This is a genomic window from Variovorax sp. MSC1_012, assembly GCF_023667525.1.
In the GTDB taxonomy this organism is placed as follows: Bacteria; Pseudomonadota; Gammaproteobacteria; order Burkholderiales; family Burkholderiaceae_C; genus Variovorax; species Variovorax beijingensis_B.
In genome coordinates, this window is sequence record NZ_CM174443.1 from 4,880,245 (window position 1) to 4,900,668 (window position 20,424).

General features: G+C 69.0%; 18 protein-coding genes. 10 read left to right on the forward strand and 8 right to left on the reverse strand.

The window, feature by feature from the left end; genetic code table 11:
* Positions 1–15 precede the first annotated feature (15 nt).
* The gene (locus L1081_RS22995; RefSeq protein ID WP_489414225.1) at positions 16–714 is read right to left on the reverse strand and encodes a TetR family transcriptional regulator; all 699 of its coding nucleotides are present in this window, start codon (positions 712–714) and stop codon (positions 16–18) included.
* Between the two features lie 86 nt (positions 715–800).
* Between L1081_RS22995 and L1081_RS23000 the strand changes: the two genes are divergently transcribed.
* From L1081_RS23000 to L1081_RS23015, 4 genes are all read left to right on the forward strand, one after another.
* Positions 801–2,414, forward strand: coding sequence for an AMP-binding protein (locus L1081_RS23000; protein WP_489414226.1), 1,614 nt, complete (start codon positions 801–803; stop codon positions 2,412–2,414).
* A gap of 11 nt (positions 2,415–2,425) precedes the next feature.
* Positions 2,426–5,722, forward strand: coding sequence for a carboxyl transferase domain-containing protein (locus L1081_RS23005; protein ID WP_489414227.1), 3,297 nt, complete (start codon positions 2,426–2,428; stop codon positions 5,720–5,722).
* Between the two features lie 131 nt (positions 5,723–5,853).
* Positions 5,854–7,125, forward strand: coding sequence for an SGNH/GDSL hydrolase family protein (locus L1081_RS23010; protein WP_489414228.1), 1,272 nt, complete (start codon positions 5,854–5,856; stop codon positions 7,123–7,125).
* Between the two features lie 120 nt (positions 7,126–7,245).
* Positions 7,246–7,623 carry a YXWGXW repeat-containing protein gene (locus tag L1081_RS23015; RefSeq protein WP_489414229.1) on the forward strand — a complete coding sequence of 126 codons (378 nt, stop codon included), beginning with the start codon at positions 7,246–7,248 and terminating at the stop codon, positions 7,621–7,623.
* A gap of 27 nt (positions 7,624–7,650) precedes the next feature.
* Here L1081_RS23015 and purU read toward each other — a convergent pair whose 3' ends face one another.
* Positions 7,651–8,508 carry a formyltetrahydrofolate deformylase gene (purU, locus tag L1081_RS23020; protein WP_319427887.1) on the reverse strand — a complete coding sequence of 286 codons (858 nt, stop codon included), beginning with the start codon at positions 8,506–8,508 and terminating at the stop codon, positions 7,651–7,653.
* 67 nt (positions 8,509–8,575) lie between these two features.
* On the opposite strand from purU, the gene aptA reads away from it, so the two are divergent.
* Complete coding sequence (gene aptA / locus L1081_RS23025; protein ID WP_489414230.1) at positions 8,576–9,910, forward strand: omega-aminotransferase AptA; 1,335 nt, start codon at positions 8,576–8,578, stop codon at positions 9,908–9,910.
* A gap of 15 nt (positions 9,911–9,925) precedes the next feature.
* Here aptA and L1081_RS23030 read toward each other — a convergent pair whose 3' ends face one another.
* Positions 9,926–10,774: a ChaN family lipoprotein gene (locus tag L1081_RS23030; RefSeq protein WP_489414231.1), complete on the reverse strand. Its 849-nt coding sequence runs from the start codon at positions 10,772–10,774 to the stop codon at positions 9,926–9,928.
* A gap of 66 nt (positions 10,775–10,840) precedes the next feature.
* On the opposite strand from L1081_RS23030, the gene L1081_RS23035 reads away from it, so the two are divergent.
* Positions 10,841–11,902 carry an AbrB family transcriptional regulator gene (locus tag L1081_RS23035; protein ID WP_489414232.1) on the forward strand — a complete coding sequence of 354 codons (1,062 nt, stop codon included), beginning with the start codon at positions 10,841–10,843 and terminating at the stop codon, positions 11,900–11,902.
* 78 nt (positions 11,903–11,980) lie between these two features.
* Here the strand turns inward: L1081_RS23035 and L1081_RS23040 are convergent, their stop codons facing one another.
* Both L1081_RS23040 and L1081_RS23045 read right to left on the reverse strand, forming a co-directional pair.
* A complete protein-coding gene (locus L1081_RS23040) occupies positions 11,981–12,292 on the reverse strand; it encodes a BTH_I0359 family protein (RefSeq protein ID WP_124958830.1) in 312 nt (103 codons plus the stop codon).
* Positions 12,293–12,379: 87 nt separating this feature from the next.
* Positions 12,380–13,603, reverse strand: coding sequence for a DUF3108 domain-containing protein (locus L1081_RS23045; RefSeq protein ID WP_489414233.1), 1,224 nt, complete (start codon positions 13,601–13,603; stop codon positions 12,380–12,382).
* Positions 13,604–13,737: 134 nt separating this feature from the next.
* On the opposite strand from L1081_RS23045, the gene L1081_RS23050 reads away from it, so the two are divergent.
* On the forward strand, positions 13,738–14,811 hold the full coding sequence (locus L1081_RS23050) for a fumarylacetoacetate hydrolase family protein (RefSeq protein ID WP_489414234.1): 1,074 nt from the start codon (positions 13,738–13,740) through the stop codon (positions 14,809–14,811).
* On the opposite strand, the gene L1081_RS23055 is transcribed toward L1081_RS23050, so the two are convergent.
* Positions 14,812–15,591 (reverse strand): LuxR C-terminal-related transcriptional regulator, encoded by a 780-nt coding sequence (locus tag L1081_RS23055; protein WP_489414235.1) that lies wholly within the window; start codon positions 15,589–15,591, stop codon positions 14,812–14,814.
* Between the two features lie 78 nt (positions 15,592–15,669).
* Between L1081_RS23055 and L1081_RS23060 the strand changes: the two genes are divergently transcribed.
* From L1081_RS23060 to L1081_RS23070, 3 genes are read left to right on the forward strand one after another with little or no spacing between them, the layout of a single operon-like run.
* Positions 15,670–17,463 (forward strand): FAD-dependent monooxygenase, encoded by a 1,794-nt coding sequence (locus L1081_RS23060; protein WP_489414236.1) that lies wholly within the window; start codon positions 15,670–15,672, stop codon positions 17,461–17,463.
* The gene (locus L1081_RS23065; RefSeq protein ID WP_489414237.1) at positions 17,460–17,690 is read left to right on the forward strand and encodes a hypothetical protein; all 231 of its coding nucleotides are present in this window, start codon (positions 17,460–17,462) and stop codon (positions 17,688–17,690) included. Before L1081_RS23060 ends, L1081_RS23065 begins: the two co-directional genes overlap by 4 nt.
* 3 nt (positions 17,691–17,693) lie before the next feature.
* Positions 17,694–18,668: a tripartite tricarboxylate transporter substrate-binding protein gene (locus tag L1081_RS23070; RefSeq protein ID WP_489414238.1), complete on the forward strand. Its 975-nt coding sequence runs from the start codon at positions 17,694–17,696 to the stop codon at positions 18,666–18,668.
* Positions 18,669–18,698: 30 nt separating this feature from the next.
* Here the strand turns inward: L1081_RS23070 and L1081_RS23075 are convergent, their stop codons facing one another.
* Together L1081_RS23075 and L1081_RS23080 are read right to left on the reverse strand one after the other, a co-directional pair.
* Positions 18,699–19,910, reverse strand: coding sequence for a toxin-antitoxin system YwqK family antitoxin (locus tag L1081_RS23075; protein WP_489414239.1), 1,212 nt, complete (start codon positions 19,908–19,910; stop codon positions 18,699–18,701).
* Positions 19,907–20,320 carry a VOC family protein gene (locus tag L1081_RS23080; protein ID WP_489414240.1) on the reverse strand — a complete coding sequence of 138 codons (414 nt, stop codon included), beginning with the start codon at positions 20,318–20,320 and terminating at the stop codon, positions 19,907–19,909. Before L1081_RS23080 ends, L1081_RS23075 begins: the two co-directional genes overlap by 4 nt.
* Between the last annotated feature and the right edge of the window lie 104 nt (positions 20,321–20,424).

A 20,424-nucleotide genomic window follows, 5' to 3' on the forward strand; every position in this document is an offset into this window, starting at 1 on the left:
TCTAGTTTCTTGTGGTCAGTCTTGGCTGCGAAGGCCGATCACCCGGCTCGCGAGCTTCGTGAGCTCGGCCGCCACCTCGTCGGGCGAGAGGCGCCCGTTCGGCCGGTACCAGCTGTAGAGGAAGCCGGGCAGGCTGCAGGCGGCCAGCGCGGTGATCTTGGTCTCGGTGAAGTCCAGGTCGCCGTCGCGGCGCGCCTCTTCGAGCAGCGGACACAGCAGGTCGTAGAAGTGGTGCGCGAGCTTCTTTTGCGCCGCGATGTATTCGGGCCGGTACACCTGCGGCTCGCGGTACGGAAAGAAGGCGCAGGGGTGGTGTGCAATGGTCGCGCGGATCAGCCGCTCGATGCCTTCGAGCACCTTCTCGCTCGCGCGGCGCGGATCGCCGGCCGCGAAATCGAGCGCGGTGAAGCAGTCGACCGCGGGGCGCCACGACAGCGTTTCGAAGATCTCCTGCTTGTCGCGGAAGTAGTAGTAGACGAACGGCTTGGTAACGCCCAGCGCGCGCACGATCTGCGCCATGGTGGTGTTGGCATAGCCCTGCGCCGCGAAGAGCTGTGCCGCCGCCTGCAGGATGCGCTCGCGCTGGAGGTCGGTGCCCTGCGTGGCCGCACGCTGGCGCCCGGTGCCCTGGGGCAGGTGCGGCTGTGCCGTGGTAGCGGCCGCAGTTGCGGCCTTGCCAGAGGGTTTGTGCCGTGTCGCGAAAGTTATACCCATGGGTAGGATTGTTGGTGCACCATGCACCCATTGGCAAGCGCTTGGCCCCTGCAGCCGGCTATCGATAACCCTGAGAAAGTGACGCCATGGAGACATTGCCCGATCGTCCGCAACAGCCCCTGCACGAGTACCTGCGCGCCCACGCGCGCGAGCGCGGCGAACGCCCGGCCTGCATCTGGTACGGCCATGCCATGAGCTGGGCGCAGCTGGATCGCGCGAGCGATGCCTTCGCGGCGCGGCTGCAGGCCATCGGCGTGAAGAAGAGCGAGCCGGTGGTGCTGTTCCTCAACAACTGCCCGCAGTACCTGGTCGCGCATTTCGGCATCCAGAAGATCGGCGCCATCGTCTGTCCGGGCAGCCCGCTCAACAAGGAGCACGAGCTGGCCTACCAGGTCAACGACCTGCAGGCACGTGTGATCGTCGCCGCCGCGCCGCTGCTGCCGGTGGTGCGCAAGGTGCAGCCGCAGAGCGCGCTCGCGCATGTGTTCGTGGTGCACTACGCCGACCTGCTGCCCGAAGAGCCCGCGCCCGACCTGCCCGCAGAACTGCTCGCCGAGCGCAGCGCCCCGCGCAGCACGCCCGAGGGATGCGAGGACTTCCTGGCCGTGATGCAGGGCGATGCGGTGCCCCGGCCCGTGGCCATCGACCTCGACGACGTGGCGCTCATGACCTACACCTCCGGCACCACCGGGCTGCCCAAGGGCGCGATGCTGAGCTACGGCAACGCGCTCTTCAAGACCCGCGCGGCCGCCGATTGCAACGGCGTGACCGGCGATGAGGTGTTGCTTTCCATTGCGCCGCTCTATCACATCGCCGGCATGCTGATGGGCGTGAACGTGCCGGTGCTCAGCGGCGCAGCGTCGGTGCTGCTGCACCGCTTCGATCCACGCGCGGTGCTGCAGGCCATCGCGCGCCACAAGGTGAGCTGGTGGTACAGCATCGCGCCAATGAACGTGGCCTGCATGCAGGTGCCGGACATCGCGGGCTTCGACCTCTCGAGCCTGCGGCGCAATCCGGTCACGAGCTTCGGCATCGCCTTCACCGAGCCGCTGGCCGCGCAGTGGCGCGCGCATGCGCCCAACTGCACCTCGTTCGAAGCCGCCTACGGGCTCAGCGAAACCCACACCTGCGACACCTACACGCCGCACCATGCGCCGCGCTGGGGAACCCAGGGCGTCGCGGTGCCGGGCGTGCGCATCCGCATCGTCGACCCCGAGACGCAGGCCGACCTGCCTGCGGGCGAGGTCGGCGAGATCGTGCTCGCCAGCCCCGGCTCCTTCAAGGGCTACTGGAACAAGCCCGAGGCCACGGCGGCCACGCTGCGCAATGGATGGGTGCACACCGGCGACATGGGCAAGCTCGACGCCGATGGCTATCTCACCTTCATCGGCCGCTTCAAGGAGATGATCAAGGTCTCGGGCTACAGCGTGTTCCCGGAAGAGGTCGAGACCATCCTCATCAAGCACCCTGCGGTCGCCCAGGCCGCGGTCATCGCGCAGCCCGATGCCGAGAAGGGTGAGGTCGTCAAGGCCTTCATCGTGCGCAAGCCCGGCGCGGCGCTCGAGGCCGACGCGCTCATGGCCTGGTCGCGCGACAACATGGCCAGCTACAAGGCGCCGCGCGCCGTGAGCTTCATCGATGCGCTGCCGACCACCGGTGCCGGCAAGGTGCTGCGGCGCCTGCTGAAAGACAAAGCCTGAAAGGTTCTCCCTTGTTCTCCAAAGTCCTGATTGCCAACCGCGGCGAGATCGCGGTGCGCCTGGTGCGCGCACTGCGCGACCTCGGCATTGCGAGCGTGGCGGTGCATGCGCGCGACGATGCATCGGCATTGCATGTGCAGCTGGCCGACGCGGCTGTCGCACTCGATGCGGCCGGGCCCGCGGCCTACCTCGACGTTGCCGCGCTGATCGGCGTGGCCAGGGCGCAGGGCTGCGACGCGGTGCATCCCGGCTATGGCTTCCTGAGCGAGCGCGCGGACTTCGCGCAGGCCTGCGCGGACGCCGGGCTGGTCTTCATCGGGCCCGCGCCCGAGCAGCTGGCGCTGTTCGGCGACAAGGCGCGCGCACGCGCACTCGCCACGCAGTGCGACGTTCCCGTGATGCCCGGCAGCGCCGGCGCCGTGACGCTCGCGCAGGCGCAGGCCTTCTTTGCCGAGCAGCAGGCGCAGGGTGCCGCGGGCGTGATGATCAAGGCCATTGGCGGCGGTGGCGGGCGCGGCATGCGCGCTGTCATGAATGCAGACGAGTTGCCCGAAGCGCATGCGCGCTGCATGTCCGAGGCCAAGGCCGCCTTCGGCGTCGAGGGCGTGTACGTCGAGCGGCTGATGCACCACGCGCGGCACATCGAAGTGCAGGTGCTCGGCGACGGCCAGGCCGTGGCCAGTCTCGGCGAGCGCGAGTGCACCCTGCAGCGGCGTTTCCAGAAGCTGGTGGAGATCGCGCCGAGCCCCTCGCTGCCCGGTGCGCTGCGCGCTTCCATCATCCAGGCCGCGCTGCGCATGGCCAGGGCCGCGGGCTATCGCAGCCTGGGCACCTTCGAATTCCTCGTCGATGCCGAATCGGCCGCGCTCCCCTTCGTCTTCATCGAGGCAAATCCGCGGCTGCAGGTCGAGCACACGGTGACCGAGGCGGTGACCGGCCTCGACCTCGTGCAGCTGCAGATGGCGGTGGCTGCCGGACAGCGCTTGGACTCGCTCGGCGTGGAGGCGGACCGCACGGCAGCGCAGCGCGGGTTCGCGGTGCAATGGCGCATCAACGCGGAGACGCTCGACGCCCATGGCAACGCGCGGCCCTCGGGCGGCACGCTGGCGCGCTTCGATCTGCCGAGCGGGCCCGGCGTGCGTGTCGACACGCACGGCTACGCAAGCCTTGCACCTTCGCCGCACTACGACACACTGCTGGCCAAGCTGATCGTGCATTCGTCGTCGCCCCGCTTTGCCGATGCATTGCGCCGCTCGCTGCGCGCACTCGAGGAATGCCACATCGACGGCATCGCGACCAACCTTGCCTTGCTGCGCGCCATTGCGGCGCGGCCCGAGTTCGCGGCGCAGGCGGTGCACACGCGCTTCGTGGAGGCGCATCTGGGCGACCTGCTGGCCGCCGCGGCATCGCTTGAAAAGCATGCGAAGAAGATCGCACCTGCCAGCGCGCAAGCGGCGGGGTCTGCCGCCGATGAAGCGAACGACCTGACGGTCAAGGCCCCAATGCCCGCGAAGCTGGTGCAGTTCGAAGTGGCGGTGGGCGATGTGCTGCCTGCCGGCGCGCAGCTCGGCGTGCTCGAAGCGATGAAGATGGAGCACCTGCTGCACGCGCCCGTCGCGGGCCGCGTGGTTGCGCTGCTCGCCGAGGCGGGCGACTACCTCGTCGAAGGCCAGTCGCTGGTGCGACTGGAAGCGGTCGATGCGCAGGCTTTGGAAGCCGAGGCGCGCACCGAACAAGACCTCGGTGCGATCCGCCCTGACCTGCAGAAGGTGATCGACCGCCATGCCTTCACGCTCGATGCCAACCGCGGCGCGGCCGTGGCCAAGCGGCATGCGCAGGGCGGGCGCACCGCGCGCGAGAACATCGCCGACCTGTGCGACACCGCCTCCGACCCCGGCAACTTCATCGAATACGGCGCCCTCGCGGTGGCCGCGCAAACGCGCCGCCGCACGCTCGAAGACCTGATCGCCAACACGCCGGCCGACGGCATGGTGACGGGCCTGGGCAGCATCAACGCGAAGCAGTTCGGGCCCGAGGCCTCGCGCTGCGCCGTGCTGGCCTACGACTACACGGTGCTGGCCGGCACGCAGGGCATGCGCAACCACCACAAGACCGACCGCATGCTGTCGATCGCGCACCAGCTGAAGTTGCCGGTGGTGCTGTTCGCAGAAGGCGGCGGCGGCCGGCCGGGCGATACGGACATGCCGATCGTCGCGGGCCTCAACAACCACACCTTCAGCCAGTTCGCGGCGCTCTCGGGCAAGGTGCCGGTGGTGGGCATCGTGCATGGCCGCTGCTTCGCGGGCAATGCCGCGCTGCTGGGCTGCGCCGACGTGATCATTGCCACGCGCGGCAGCAACATCGGCATGAGCGGCCCCGCGATGATCGAGGGCGGCGGGCTCGGCAGCTTCGCGCCCGAGCAGATCGGGCCGAGCAGCGTGCAGTCGCGCAACGGCGTGATCGACATCCTGGTGGAAGACGAGGCCGCGGCAGTGGCTGCGGCGAAGCAATACCTTTCGTATTTCCAGGGGCCGGTGAGCGACTGGCAATGCGCCGACCCGCGCGCGCTGCGCCACGTGGTGCCCGAGAACCGGCTGCGCGTGTACGACGTGCGCGCCGCGATGCGCGGCGTGGCCGACACGGGCTCGCTGCTCGAGCTGCGCGCGGGCTTCGGCGCAGGCATCGTCACCGCGCTGGCGCGCATCGAAGGCAAGCCGGTGGGGCTGATGGCCAACAACCCGCACCACCTCGGCGGCGCGATCGACGTGGAGGCGGCCGACAAATCGGCGCGCTTCATGCAGCTTTGCAATGCGCACGGGCTGCCGATCGTTTCGCTGTGCGACACGCCCGGCTTCATGGTGGGCCCGGAGATCGAGGCACAGGCGCAGGTGCGCCATGTCTGCCGCATGTTCATGGTGGCCTCGCACCTGCGCGTGCCTTTCTTCGCCGTGGTGCTGCGCAAGGGCTACGGGCTGGGCGCGCAGGCCATGACGGCCGGCGGCTTCGATGCGCCGGTGTTCACGGTGGCCTGGCCGACCGGCGAATTCGGCGCGATGGGGCTCGAAGGCGCGGTGCGCCTGGGCTACCGCAAGGAGTTGGCCGCGGCGGCCGAAGGCGCCGAGCGCGATGCACTGTTCAAGGCGCTGGTGGCGCAGCAATACGCCAACGGCGAGGCGATCCACATGGCGCAGACGCTCGAGATCGATGCGGTGATCGATCCCGCCGAAACGCGCACCTGGCTGGTGCGCGGGCTCGCCTCCGCGGGGCGTTCCGCGCAAACCGCCTCGCCCTACGTGGACACTTGGTAACCATGCACTAGACCTCGTCACATGCAATGGCAAGGGGGCTCCTTAAACTGAGTCGCTTTGCGCGCATGAAACTGGGTTCGCATCGGCTTTCCGCTCTTCGCCAAGGTGCGCTGCGGCATTGGATGGCCGCGGTGGGTTGCTTGCTGTTCGCCGTTGCAGTGGCCGTGCAGGCCGTCCAGCCCGATGCCGATGGGCAGCCGCAGCCGAAGCAGCCCGTCGAGGCGCACTGGGTGGCCGGCTGGGCCGCCGCTGCTGTGGATTTCCGCGAACTCAGTGCGAATCCGCTCCTCACGGCGGCGGCACCCCGGCCCGGCGGCGATGCATTCCGCGGACAGACGCTGCGGCAGCAGTTCGAGCCTGCGCTGCGCGGCGAGCGCGTTCGCATCCGCTTCTCGAACCGGTTCGGCAAGACGCCCCTGCGCATCGCCGAAGCCAGCGTGGGGCACGGCACCGGTGGCGGCGCGGTCTCGCCGGCCACGTTGCGCAAGCTGCGCTTCGGCGGGCGCGCAAGCACGGTCGTCGCGCCGGGCGCCGAAGCCTGGAGCGACGGTGCCGACCTGAAGGTCGAGGCCGGGCAGGCGGTGGCGGTGAGTGCCTTCTTCGATCGCGCCGTGCCCTTCGCGACCGTTCACCTGCGGTCGCCCGACAGCAACTGGGTGGCGGGCGGCAATGCGGTCGCAACGCCCAGGCTGCAGGACGCCGCGCCCTTGCCGCTGAACCACATCGTGACCGGACTCGACGTGATGACCACGCAGCCCGTGCGAACGGTGGTGGCCTTCGGCGACTCGATCACCGCGGGCGGCGGCGAGGCGGGCGACGGCTCGTATCCCGAACTGCTCGCCACGCGCCTGCGCAACAGCCCTTCGGCGGCGCAGGCGGTCTCGGTGCTGAACATGGGCATCGGCGGCAACCGCCTGCTGGTCGACGGCATCGGACCCAACGGCCTGTCGCGCTTTGCGCGCGACGCGCTCGGGCAGAGCGGCGCGACGCACGTGATGATCCTGCTGGGCACCAACGACATCGGCCGCAGCGTGTTCGTGCTGCCGGGCCGGCCGACGCCGGAGCACGAGGTGCCGACGGCACAGCGCATCACCGACGGCCTGCAGCAACTGATCAAGCAGGCCCGCGCCAAGGGCGTGAAGGTGCTGATCGGCACCGTGCCGCCGTTCGGGAACACGCCCTACTGGACCGAGGCGACCGAGGCCATGCGCGGCGAGGTCAACCGCTGGATCCGCAGCCGCCAGGACGTGGACGGCGTGATCGATTTCGACGCCGTGCTGCGCAACCCCGCCAATCCGACAATGTTGAACCCGCTCTATGACAACGGCGACCACCTGCATCCCAACAAGGCGGGCCATGCCGCCATGGCCGCGGCCGTCGACCTTCGCGAACTGCAGGAGTGAGTGCCTGCAAAGGTACTGATTTCGAGGAAACACCTCTACACAAAGTCCCGTCAAGTGCTTACAGGCGCTTCACATGGCCTCGTCAGCATGAAGGCTCCAACCACTCATGAGGGGACACCCATGAAAAAACTCGCAATCACCCTTTCCATCGCCGCCGCTTCGCTGCTCTCGGTGGGGGGCGCACTGATGGTGCCGACCGCCGCCCAGGCACAGCCCGGAGTGTTCGTCGAGGTGCCCCCACCGCCGCCTCGCCACGAGCGCATGCCGCCGCCGCGCCGTGGCTACGTGTGGGCCCCGGGGCACTATGAATGGCGGGGTGGACGCCATGTGTGGATCAGGGGCATGTATGTGCGCGCCCGGCCAGGCTATGCCTACCGTCCGCCGGAATGGCGCGAGCGCGACGGCCGCTGGGAATACCGCCGCGGCGAGTGGGACCGCGATCGCGACGGCGTGCCGAACCGCTACGACCGCCGTCCGGACAATCCGAACCGCAACTGACCCGCGGTATTCCTGAATGGGCTGCGCCTACCGGAACACGACCGTGCGGTGCCCGTTCAGCAGCACGCGGTGCTCGCTGTGCCACTTCACCGCACGGGCCAGCACCTGGCTCTCGGTGTCGCGGCCGCGGGCCGTGAGGTCTTCGACCGTGTCGGTGTGGTCGGCGCGCGCCACGTCCTGCTCGATGATCGGGCCTTCGTCGAGGTCGGCCGTCACGTAGTGGGCGGTGGCGCCGATGAGCTTCACGCCGCGGTCGTGCGCCTGGTAGTAGGGCTTCGCACCCTTGAAGCTGGGCAGGAACGAGTGATGGATGTTGATGGCCCGGCCCGCCAGGCTCTTGCACAGGTCGTTGCTCAGGATCTGCATGTAGCGCGCAAGCACCACGAGCTCGGCGCCTTCGGCCTCGATGATTTCCAGCTGTTTTGCTTCGCCCTGCGCCTTGGTGGCGGCCGTCACCGGGATGTGATGGAAGGGCACGTTGTAGCTGGCGGCCAGCTGGTAGAAGTCGCGGTGGTTCGAGATGATGGCGCGCACGTCGATGGCCAGCAGCCCGCTCTTCCAGCGGAACAGCAGGTCGTTGAGGCAGTGGCCTTCCTTGCTGACCAGGATCACGGTCTTCATGGGCTCGGCCGCGGCATGCAGCTGCAGGCTCATGCCGAAGCCGGCGCCGAAGGTGGCGAGCTGCTCGCGCAGCGCTGCCTCGGTGTGGTCGCTGCAGGCGAAGCGCACGCGCATGAAGAACAGGCCCGTGTCGTGGTCGTTGTACTGGGCGGCCTCCTCGATGTTGCCGCCGCGTTCGAGCAGAAAGCCCGAAACGGCATGCACGATGCCCGTCCGGTCGGGGCAGGAGAGGGTCAGGATGTAAGCGGGCGTAGTGGTCGTCATGAGGGGCACGATTGTCGCAGGGGTGCCAGAATGCCGTTTTTTGGTGCGCGTTAAGCAGGAGCAATCGATGGCTTATCAGGACTTCAACATGGGCAACCAGTGGTTGCCCTTCACTCCCAACCGCCACTTCCAGAAAGACCCTCGCGTTTTCGTGGCCGCCGACGGCATGGAGTTCACCACGCACGACGGCAAGAAGGTGATCGACGGCATCTCGTCGCTGTGGTGCGTGGGCGCGGGCCACAACCGCAAGCCGATCAACGAGGCGATCAAGAAGCAGCTCGACACGCTCGACTACGCCACCGCCTTCCAGGTCAGCAACGACAAGGCCTTCAAGGCGGCCGAGATGATCGCCTCGCTGGCCCCCGGCGACCTCAACAAGGTGCTGTTCTGCAATTCGGGCTCCGAGGCGGCCGACACCTCGATGAAGGTGGCGCTGGCCTACCACCGCGCGCGCGGCGAGGGCCACCGCAACGTGTTCATCGGCCGCGAGAAGGGCTACCACGGCGTGGGCTTCGGCGGCATGTCGGTGGGCGGCATCCCGGGCAACCGCAAGGTGTTCGGCTCGGCCTTCCTGCCGCGCGTGGACCACATGCGCTTCATCCACGATCCGGTGAACCACGCCTATATCCACAACGAGGAGCCGGTGTGGGCCGAAGACCCGCTGGTCGAGCTCGAAACGCGCATCCTGCCGCTGCACGACCCGAGCAACATCGCCGCGATCATCGTCGAGCCGGTGGCCGGTTCGGCCGGCTGGTACCTGCCGCCCAAGGGCTACCTGAAGCGCCTGCGCGAGATCTGCGACAAGCACGGCATCCTCCTGATCTTCGACGAGGTCATCACCGGCTTCGGCCGCATGGGCACCAACTTCGCGTCGGACTATTTCGGCGTGGTGCCCGACATGCTCAACTTTGCCAAGTGCGTGACCAACGGCGTGATTCCGCTGGGCGGCGTGATCTGCCGCGACAAGCTCTACGACGCGATGATGAAGACCGACGCGCCCGAGCACGTGGTCGAGTTCTTCCATGGCTACACCTACTCGGGCCATCCAGTGGCCTGCGCCGCCGCCATTGCCACGCTCGACCTGTTCAAGGAAGAAAACCTGTTCGCGCGCGCCGGCGAAATGGGCAAGGTGCTGGGCGACGCGTTCCACAGCGCCTTCAAGGGCCTGCCGAACGTGATCAGCATCCGCAGCCTCGGCCTGGCCGCCGCGGTGGAGCTCGCGCCCATCGCGGGCACACCGGGCAAGCGCGCCTACGACGTCTTCCTGGACTGCTTCCACAAGGGCGCGCTGGTGCGGCCCGCGGGCGACGTGCTGGTGATTGCACCGCCCTACATCGTGGAGAAGCAGCACATCGACACGCTGGTCAACACGCTGGCGGACTCGATCAAGAAGTTCGCCTGAGCCGGCGCGCGGTTTTCAGGGCGAAGACCGCGGCGATCGAGCGCGCATGTCCGCGCAGTAGTCCTTCGGCGGCAGCGGGGCTGTGCGCCAGACGGCGTCGTATGCGCCCTTGTTTTCGTCCTCGTCCGCCGATTCCCCGGCCTGCAGCCGCACCGACTTGACCGACACGTCGGTCGGCAGGTGCTGCGGCACGCCCAGCACCTTGGTGGCATGGCCCGCGCCGCTGACCAGCAGCACCGTCTTGCCCGGCTGGCGGGCCTTGACGATGGCCTGCGCCATGGCGCGGTCGCGCCCGACCTGGATGCGCGTCATCGGCACGATCTGGGGCTCGGGCAGCAGCTTGCAGTGGCCCTCCCGCACGGCGTCCTGCTGCGCGGTGTAGGCCTCGCCATTGAGCTGCACGTCGAGCGAGACGTCGGCCATCGCGTTCTTCATGCGCGAACGCGGCAGGTTGGCGCCGATGACGGGCACGCCGGCGCGCACCGCGGCCATCACCACCGGGCCGTAGCTCTGCCAGGGCCAGGCTTTGTCGTTCCAGGCCAGCGCGTCGCGCACCTGCGCATCGGTGGCCGCGGCGTCGAGGCGGAGGGTGCTGTGGCCTTCCTCGGCCATTTCGAGCAGCAGCGCGGCCAGCTTGCCGCGACTGGCCAGCGCCTCGACGGTTTCGCGTTCGATCGTGTGGTGCTCCGGGGCGTCGTGCTGCTCGCCGAGGATGAGCGCGTCCGCCGGCAGCAGGGCCGCCGCGCGGCGCGCCACCGGCGCATCGGGGCCGCCGAGGAGAGCGGTGCAACCCGCAAGGGCCATGGCAGCGAACAGGGCCAGCAGGAATCGGGAAGCCCGTACGGGAAAGGGTTGGCATTGCATCGCGCCATACTATGCGCTGGCGCTCGCCCGCAGCGCCATCCAATTCCGCTTCTTCCCTTCCCGCCCGTGTCTCTCCGCTTTCCGGTTCGCGTGCTGGCCACGCTGTTGCTCGCGCTCGCCGCGGCCGAAATCTGCCTCGCCCTGCACACGCCCCTGCCGTGGATGATCGGCCCGCTGCTGGCGGTGTCGCTGGCATCGATTGCAGGCGCGCCCACGGCCAGCTTCACGCCGCTTCGCAATGCCGGGCAGTGGACCATCGGCACGGTGCTGGGCCTCTATTTCACGCCGCAGGTGGTGGCGCTGGTGGCCGGCGTCTGGTGGGCCATTGCGCTGGCCATTGCCTGGGCCCTGCTGCTCGGCTGGGGGTTCGGGCGCTGGCTGCACGGGCTGCACGCCCGGCGAATGCCGCATGTGCCGGCCAGATCCATGAGAGCTACGACTTACTTCGCTGGCGCCATCGGCGGAGCCTCCGAGATGACGCTGCTGTCCGAATCGGCCGGCGCGCGCACCGACCTGGTCGCCGCGGCGCACAGCCTGCGCCTGGTGGTGGTGACTATCGCCATTCCGTTCGCGATGCAGTGGAGCAGCCTGCACGGGCTCGAAGTCAATCCGCCCACGGTGCGCGAAGTGAATGCGGGCGGGCTCCTGCTGCTCGCGCTGGCCACCGGCGCCGGCGGGCTTGCGATGCGGGCGCTGGGCCGCACCAACCCCTGGTTCATGGGGCCGCTGGTGGTGGCGATGGGTTTCACCATCGCGGGCCAGCCGCTGTCGGCGGTGCCCGGCTGGATGTCGAACACCGCGCAGCTCGTGATTGCGGTGAGCCTGGGCGTGCGCTTCAGCCGCGAATTCCTGCATACGGCGCCGCGCTGGCTGGGATCGGTGGCGCTGGGCACCGTCGGCATGCTGGTGCTGTGCGCGGGCGCCGCCTGGCTGCTGGCCTGGGCGACGGGGCTGCATCCCGCCACCATGATCCTGGGCACCTCGCCGGGCGGCATCGCCGAGATGTCGATCACCGCCAAGGTGCTGCAGCTGGGCGTGCCGGTGGTGACGGCGTTCCAGGTGTGCCGGCTGGTGGCGGTGCTGTTGCTCGTGGGGCCGATGTACCGATGGATTTACCAACGGAAATGAGCGGCGGGCGCTGAAAAGACGCAAAAAAAGCGCCGCTCGGGCGCTTTTTTGTTCGGGCGGGGTGGAGAGCCCGTGTTTTCAGTGCACCAGCACCGGCGTGTGCGCCAGTTCGGCATAGCCCTCGAGCGTGTCCTCCACCTCTTCCTGCGTGGGCGTGTTGAGCTGCCAGGCGGCAATCTGCTGCTGGAACAGTTCGGCCCAGGAACCGTCGAGGTAGACCTCCTTGCCCGAGCGCTTGTCGACGATCTCGAAGCCGTGGCGTTCCAGCACCGGGACATTGGGCTGGTCCGGTGTGTCGCTTTCGTTCGGCTGCACGTGCACGACGACGAAGGACTCCGAGTCATAGAGCATGTTCATTGCGGGGCCTGTGAGGATGTCGATGGCGTTCATGGGGGTTAGATAGCAATCAACGCGCCAGTTTCAAGAAGGGTTGTCGCATTGCGGTCACAACGGTGTTTCTTTACCTCATTTGTACTATCAGCTGGACGGCCCCGCGGGAAGGGATTCACGCAACTGCATGTCGGCGAAGTCGCCGTTGGGCTGTGTCTGTTTCATCCGCACCGGTAGGTACCCCAGCGCCGGCGCGAGCCAGATCTCGATCTTGTCGTCGAACTCGCGCCGCGGGCTGCGCGTGAGCTTGCGCACCGCGTAGTCGCCCGCCGGCACGCTCATCTGTTCCTCGCCCTCGATGTTGAATACCCAGACGCCCGCCTCGCGCGGCCCTGCGGTCTGAATGGAAATGCGGCTGCCGGCGGGGTAGCGGCCCGGATCGCCCGCCAGCATGCCGCCCAGCTGCATCACCACGCTGAGCCGGTCCTGCGCGCCGGGCAGCAGGGGAACGCTGGGTGCGTTGTTGCTGAACATGATCTGGCCCTGGTCGCGCAGGAAGTGCGAGGCGACCTCGCCCTTGCGGCTTTCCGAAAAGCGCGCCGGCTCGATGCCGGTGGGGCCGATCCGGCCAGTGCTGTGCTGGCTGCGGATGGTCCGGAACAGGAATTTGAGCGACAGCCGGGCGTCGTAGCTGCTGCCGTCCTGCAGCCAGACCAGGTCGCCGAAAACGCCCTGCATCGGCGAGGCGCCCTGCTGGCCCGTGACCGCGAAGGCGAGCTTGACCGAACCGGGGATGCGCAGCGCTTCGGGCCCGACGACATTGCCCGCCGCTGCGCTGGCGGCGCCCGCGGCCTCGCCGGGCGCCCCGTTTCCGACGCCGGTGTTGGCCGTGCTGCCCGCCCCGCCCAGCACAGCGCCTGCCGGGGCGCTGGCCGGCTGCTCGGGAGCTGGCGCTCCTGAATCAATAGCATTCTGCGCCGTGAGGTCGGGCGTTTGTGCGGGGGGGGGCGCCGGGGGCTGTTCCGAAACCTGGGGTTCCGGCACCGGCTCGGGTGGCGCAGCCGGCCGGGGCCGGGACGGCTCGCGCGGCCGGCGCGGCTTTGCGGGTGGCGGCGGCTTGGCTTGCGCAACGGGCGGCGCGGCGGCAGGCGCGGCCGGTTTTTCCGCGGCCGGGGGCGCGATCACGATGGTGCGGGTGATGAACTTGTTCGCGAGCGGCGAAGGGTCGGGCCCGATGGCCGAGGGCGCGAGGTCCAGCAGCAGTACGTGGGCCAGCGCCACCGCCAGCGTCAGCCCGGCCAGCGCGCGCCATGACGGGCGTGCTGGCGGGGCGGCGGAGGACGGCAACTGGGAGGCGACGAGCGTCGGCATGAGGTGGTGGAGTGGGCGCCGGCGCCGAGGTTCACAAGGAGCACCTCGGTACACTGCCGCCCGTTCAACCAGTTTAGTGGGCGCGGCGCCGGCTCTCGTGTTCGCGCCGTGTCCTTCATCACGCATTTGCCATCATGAAACTCGCCACCCTGAAGGACGGCTCGCGCGACGGCCAGCTCGTCGTCGTCTCGCGCGACCTCACGCTCGCCCACTACGCCACCGGCATCGCCAGCCGGCTGCAGCAGGTGCTGGACGATTGGGGCTTCATGAGCCCGCAGCTGCAGGACCTGTACGACGCGGTCAACACCGGCCGCGCACGCCATTCCTTCCCGTTCGACCCTGCCCAGTGCATGGCGCCGCTGCCGCGCGCCTACCAGTGGGCCGACGGCTCGGCCTACCTCAATCACGTCGAGCTGGTGCGCAAGGCGCGCAATGCCGAAGTGCCCGAGAGCTTCTACACCGACCCGCTGATGTACCAGGGCGGCAGCGACGACTTCCTCGGCCCGGTCGACGACGTGATCGTGCCCAGCGAAGCCATGGGCATCGACTTCGAGGCCGAGATCGCGGTGATCACCGGCGACGTGAAGATGGGCGCCACGCCCGACCAGGCGCTCGACGGCATCCGCCTGGTGATGCTGGCCAACGACGTGAGCCTGCGCAACCTGATCCCGGCCGAGCTGGCCAAGGGCTTCGGCTTCTTCCAGAGCAAGCCCGCCACCGCCTTCAGCCCCGTGGCCGTGACGCTCGACGAGATCGGCGAAGCCTGGCAGGACGGCCGCGTGCACCTCACGCTGCAAAGCAGCTGGAACGGCCGCAAGGTCGGCATGTGCGACGCCGGGCCCGAGATGACCTTCCACTTCGGCCAGCTCGTCGCCCACATCGCCAAGACGCGCAACGTGCGCGCCGGCAGCATCGTCGGCAGCGGCACCGTGAGCAACAAGGGCGTGGAAAAGAACGGCCAGATGGACTGGCCCAAGGGCTATTCCTGCATTGCCGAGAAGCGCTGCATCGAAACCATCCAGGGCGGCGAGCCCTTGACCGAATTCATGAAGTTCGGCGACACCATCCGCATCGAGATGAAGGGGCTGGACGGGCGCTCGCTGTTCGGTGCGATCGACCAGGAGATCGTGTCGGCGGCGGGGCGGCCGAAGGTGGCACCGGTGTCGCTGGTGAACCCGCAGGACGACGACAACGGCGCCGAAGACTGACTAGGGCGGCGCGGCGCGCAGCAGCTCCTTCTGGCTGCGTATGCCCAGCCGCCGGAACGCCCGGTACTGGTGGGTGCGCACCGTCGTGAGTTCGATGCCGATCTCGCGCGCCGCTTCCTTGGCTGTGCGGCCGGCCATCAGCTGGCCGATGACTTCTCGCTCGCGCAGGCTCAGGGTCAGAAGGCGCGAGGCGAGGGTGGGCGCCACCGCTTCCCGGGCGGCCATGGCGCTGCGGCCGTGGGCCAGGGTGGCGTCGGCCAGCAGCGTCGCGTGGCGCTCGATGGCCGCGAAGTCGGCGCCGCCGAATTCGGGCTGCGCGAGGCTCCGGTAGAAGCTCACGGCCACGCGCTGGCCGGTGGGCGTCAGGCGCAGCACCGACGCGCGTTCGCGGATGCCCACGTCGCCGTAGCAGGCCGCGCGGTAGGCCGGGTCGGCCACTTCGTCGGCGCGCTGATGGCCCAGCCAGAGCTGCGCGCGCCGGGGCAGCTTGCGCGCCGCCAGCCAGGTCATGTTGGGATCGAGCAGGTCGAAGCGCTGCGCCACGTAGCGCTCGGCCGTGCGTTCGGCCGTGCTGCCGTAGCTGCTGGCGGCCGACACCGCCTCGATGCGGCCGGTGGCGTCGACGGCGAACACGGTGCAGAAGGTGACCGGGATCACGCGGTGCATGGCCGCGAGGCAACTGGCCGCCAGGTGCGGCGTGCCGATGCCCGCGAGTACGTCGCCGGCGAGGGCGGCAGAAAGCGTGGTGTACGTGGCGGGCTGGATGCGCCAGCGTCTCATGAGGGGAGCAGGTAGGGTAATTACTTCGTACGAAGTTATGACAATGGCGGGCGCCGCACATCGGGACAATCCCGCTGCATGATGACGAACCCCACCGTTGCGGCCACCGCGCCGCCGACCGGCACACGGGCCGCCGATGCCGCCAGCGGCCCCGTGCCGCCACCGGCCAGCGCCGCCGAACTGCCGTCCCCCGTCGGCGCCTTTCACTACACGCGCTACCACGCACGCACGCCTGCGCTTGCGCACGACGGCATGGAGCCCGGCCGCCATCCGGTGGTGATCGCGGGCGGCGGGCCCGTCGGCATGGCGCTTGCGCTGGGGCTTGCAAACCAGGGCGTGCGCTGCGTGATCCTCGAAGCCGACGACACGGTGTGCGTGGGCAGCCGCGCGGCCTGCATCTCGCGCCGCAGCCTGGAGATCATGGAACGGCTGGGCGTGCTGCCGGCCTTCATGGCCAAGGGCCTGCCGTGGACCGGCGGGCGCAGCTTCTACAGGACGGCCGAGGTGTTCCGCTTCGAGATGCCGCACGACGAGCGGCAGAAGCTGCCGCCGATGATCAACCTCGAGCAGTACTACATCGAGCAGTACCTGCTGGACGAAATCCTCCGCTGCAACGAAGCGGCGCCGGGGCTCGTCGACATCCGATGGAACACCGAGCTCACCGGCCTTGCGCAGGACGAGGACGGCGTGACGCTGGACGTGCGCAACCCTGACGGCGCCTACCGGCTGCGCGGCCAGTGGCTTGCCGCCTGCGACGGCGGCCAGAGCTTCGTGCGCAAAGTGCTCAGGCTCGCGCTCGAGGGCACGGGCTATGAAGGCCGCTACGTGATCATCGACATCGAGCTGCACAGCACGCACCCGACCGAGCGCCGCGCCTGGTTCGACCCCCCGTGGAACCCGGGCTCGACCGTGCTAATGCACCGCCAGCCCGACGACATCTGGCGCATCGACTACCAGCTGCGCGCGGGCCAGAGCACCGAGGATGCGCTGAAGCCGGCGGCCGTGGCCGAATTCGTGCAGCGCCACCTGGACGCCATCGGCGAAGGCCACCTGCCGTGGAAGACCGTCTGGACCTCGGTCTACCGCGCAGGCGCGATGACGCTCGACAGCTACCGGCACGGCCGCGTGCTGTTCGCGGGCAATGCAGCGCATGCGATGCCGATCTTCGGCGTGCGCGGCCTCAACTCGGGCTTCGACGACGCGGACAACCTGGCCTGGAAGCTCGCCTTCGTGGCGCGCGGGCTTTCGGATGCGTCGCTGCTCGATTCCTACTCGCAGGAGCGCATTGCAGCCTTTCACGTCAATGCCGAGAACGCCATGCGCAGCACCGAGTTCATGTCGCCGCCGTCGCGCGGCTTCGACCTCTTGCGCGAGGCCGCGCTCTCGCTGTCGCAGGTGCATCGCGGCATTGCGCAACTGATCAACCCGCGCCAGACCCAGGCCGTGCGCTATGCGGATTCGGCGCTGTCGAGCGAAGGCGATGCGCTGCCGGCGGGGCCATTGCCGGGGGAGGTCATGGCCGAGCAGCAGCTCGAGCAAGGCCACCTGACCGACTGGATCGGCCCGGTCTTCACGCTGCTGGTGCTGCGGCCGGGCGCCGATGCCGTGCCGCTGCCGGACGATGAAGTGGAAGAGGCGCTTCGCGGCCCCCTGCCGTTCGCGGTTCGCACCATTGAAGGCCTGGGCATCGAAGGCGCCGACGCGCATGCCGGCCCCACCGTGTTCGAGGCGCTGGGCGCGGGAAGCGGAGCCGTCTACCTGCTGCGCCCCGACGGCCATGTGGCCGCGCGCTGGCGGCGCATGCCCCGTGGCGCATTGCCGGCCGCATTGGCTCGCGCGGCGGCCGCCCTTGCCACGGAGATTGCCGCATGACCACCTCGCTTCAACCCGACGCGCGCGACCGGCTCTACGCGGAGTGCGCGCGCGCCATCACCGAGGCGGGCGCCGAGCGCGAATCGCTGTTCCTGGCCCGTCTCGCGCTGCTGCTGTTCGAGCAGGTCGGCGACGAGGCGCGCTGCCGCGCCGCGCTGGCCGACGCGCTGCGCGCGCTGCCCGTACCATCGCTGTCCGCTACCGAACCACTACAAAAAGGAGACTGATCCATGGATCGCCGCACCCTTCTCGCCACGCTCGCCTCCGGCGCCGCCGTGGCCGCCGCGCCTTTTGCCCGCGCACAGGACTATCCCGCGCAACTCATCAAGTGGGTGGTGCCCTATCCGGCCGGCGGCGGCACCGACGTGATCGCACGCGTGCTGGCCGAAGCCATGCGCCAGACGCTGGGCCAGCAGATCGTGGTCGACAACCGCCCCGGCGCCTCGACCAACATCGGCGCCGACCTCGTCGCCAAGAGCAAGCCCGATGGCTACACCATTCTTTCGGCGGACAACGCCGTGCTGGCCTTCAACGAGCACCTGTTCAGCAAGCTGCCGTTCAATCCGGAAAAGGACTTCACCTACATCGGCGCGATCGGCAAGTTCCCGCTCGCGCTGGTGGTGCACCCCGACTTCCCGGCCAGGAACTTCAAGGAGTTCCTGGCCTACGCGAAGGCCAATCCCGGCAAGGTCAACTACGCCTCGCCGGGCAATGGCTCGCCGCACCACCTGGCCATGGAAATGTTCAAGGCCCGCACCGGCACCTTCATCACCCACATTCCCTACCGCGGCGCGGCGCCCGCCATGGCCGACGTCATGGGCGGCCAGGTGCCGTGCATGTTTCTCGACCTGGCCTCGGGCCTGCCGATCATGCAGGGCAACAAGGTGCGCGTGCTGGCCATCGGATCGGGTGCGCGCAGCAAGGCGCTGCCCAGTGTGCCGACGCTGGCCGAAGTGGGCGTGCCCAACACCGAGGTGTTCGCGTTCCAGGGCATCCTCGGCCCGGCCGGATTGCCGCCCGCGGTGGTCGCCAGGCTCAACGGCGAGCTGAACCGCGCGTTCGGCACGCCGGCCGTGCAGAAGCGTTTCGACGATTTCGGCATGGAAGCGATGCCGGGCACGCCGGCGCAGTTCGCGGCGCTGTCGCGCGCCGAGTCGAAGCGCTGGGGCCCGATCATCAAGCAGGCCGGCATCAAGCTGGACTGAGGCCTGCGCGGCCTGGGGTGGGTCGCGCTGCTACTGCGTGTAGGCCTTGCGCGAGCCGTCCTCGGAGACGTGCTCGTCGTGCTGCAGTGCGCCGTTCTCGTCCCAGCTGCGCTCGCGCGTCACGCGACCCATGGCATCGAAGCTCGATTCCGCCAGCAGGATGCCCTTTTCACTGTAGCGCCGGTGCGTGCCCACCGGCACTTGGCGCCCGCGGCCCGCCACCAGGTAGCGGCCATGGGCGGCGCGCTGGCCGCTCTCGTAGAACTCGGTGATCTCGACCGTGCGCGCATTGCCGCTTCCGCGGTAGACCGACTTGCTGCGGGGCCGGCCATTGAGGTGGTAGCTGTCGTCGCCGATCGGTTCGCCCGCCGGGTTCCATCGCTGGTCACGGATCAGCGTTCCCTTTTCGGAGAACTCCTGCTCGCGCTGCCGCACCGCGCTGCGCTCGACCAGCAGCCACACCGTTTCGCGGCGCTTCACGCCCTCGGATGAAAACTGGCGCTCGGTGCGCTGGCGGCCGACGATCTCGTCCTGCACGGAAGGCTTGCCGTTGTCGTAGAAGCTCTGCGAACGCACCCGCTTGCCCGACAGGTACGACAGCCGCGAGCGCAGCATGCCGCCCGCATCGAACAGCTCGACCTGCGACGGCCCGCCGACGAATCCGCAAAGCCTGGCGTCGTCGGCGGCCGGCGCCAGCATGGGCGTTTCGCCGCAGCGCAGCGCCGACATCTGGCCGCGCTCCGTGAACTCGACGAAGGCGCGGTCGGTTCCAACGGCCGGATAGAAGGTGACCCGGCGCAGCTGCCCGCCCGGGTAGAAGCTGCGCACCAGGCCGTGCTCCTGTCCGTCGTCGTAGACCGCCTCGCGCACGACCTGCCCGTTGGGCGCGAACTCGCGGGCGGGGCCATGGATGTTGCCCTTGGCGTTGAGGGTGTGCTCCCTGGCCAGCTTGCCCTTTTCATAGAAGCGCGCCAGGCCCATGAAGACGCCGTTCTGGATCTGCTGCTCGCGCTGGAGCTCGCCGGTTTCGCGCTCCTTGCAGCGCATCAGCCCCGTCTTGCCCGCGGTGCTGCTGCCGTCGGACGGATCGACCTTGCGGCCGTTGAGCTCGCAATCGAGCGCAGCGTGGGCAGCGCCCGCCGCAAAGAGCCAGAGTGCGGCGGCTGCGATCCGGAATGCGGCTGTACCGGTGCCCGCGGTGGCTGCGAGCCGGCCGGAGGCGGCCCGGGGCGGAGGGTTCATTTGTCGTAGAGCGCTGCCAGGGAACGAAAGCCCTTGGCCTCGATCGGATTGCCGAACGGGTCGCAGAAGAACATGGTCCACTGCTCGCCCGGCTGGCCCTCGAAGCGCACCTGCGGCTCGAGCACGAACTCGATCTCGGCAGCCTTCAGCCGCTTCGCCAGCGCCTGCCAGTCGGGCAGGGCGAGCACGATGCCGAAGTGCGGCATCGGCACCATCGCGTCGCCGACGCGGCCGGTGCGCGTGGTGGCGAAGGGTTCGCCCAGGTGCAGCGAGATCTGGTGGCCGAAGAAGTCGAAATCGACCCACGTTTCGGTGCTGCGGCCTTCGGCACAGCCGAGAACCTGGCCATAGAAGCGACGGGCCGCATCGAGATCGCGGACGTGGAAGGCAAGATGGAAGATGCTCTGCATGTTCCGGATTATGGGCAGCGGTGCTGTGAGAATGCCGGACTTTCTTTCATCGTGGAGCAAGCCTTGCGGATACTCCGGATACTTGTTGCGCCAAGGCGCGACAC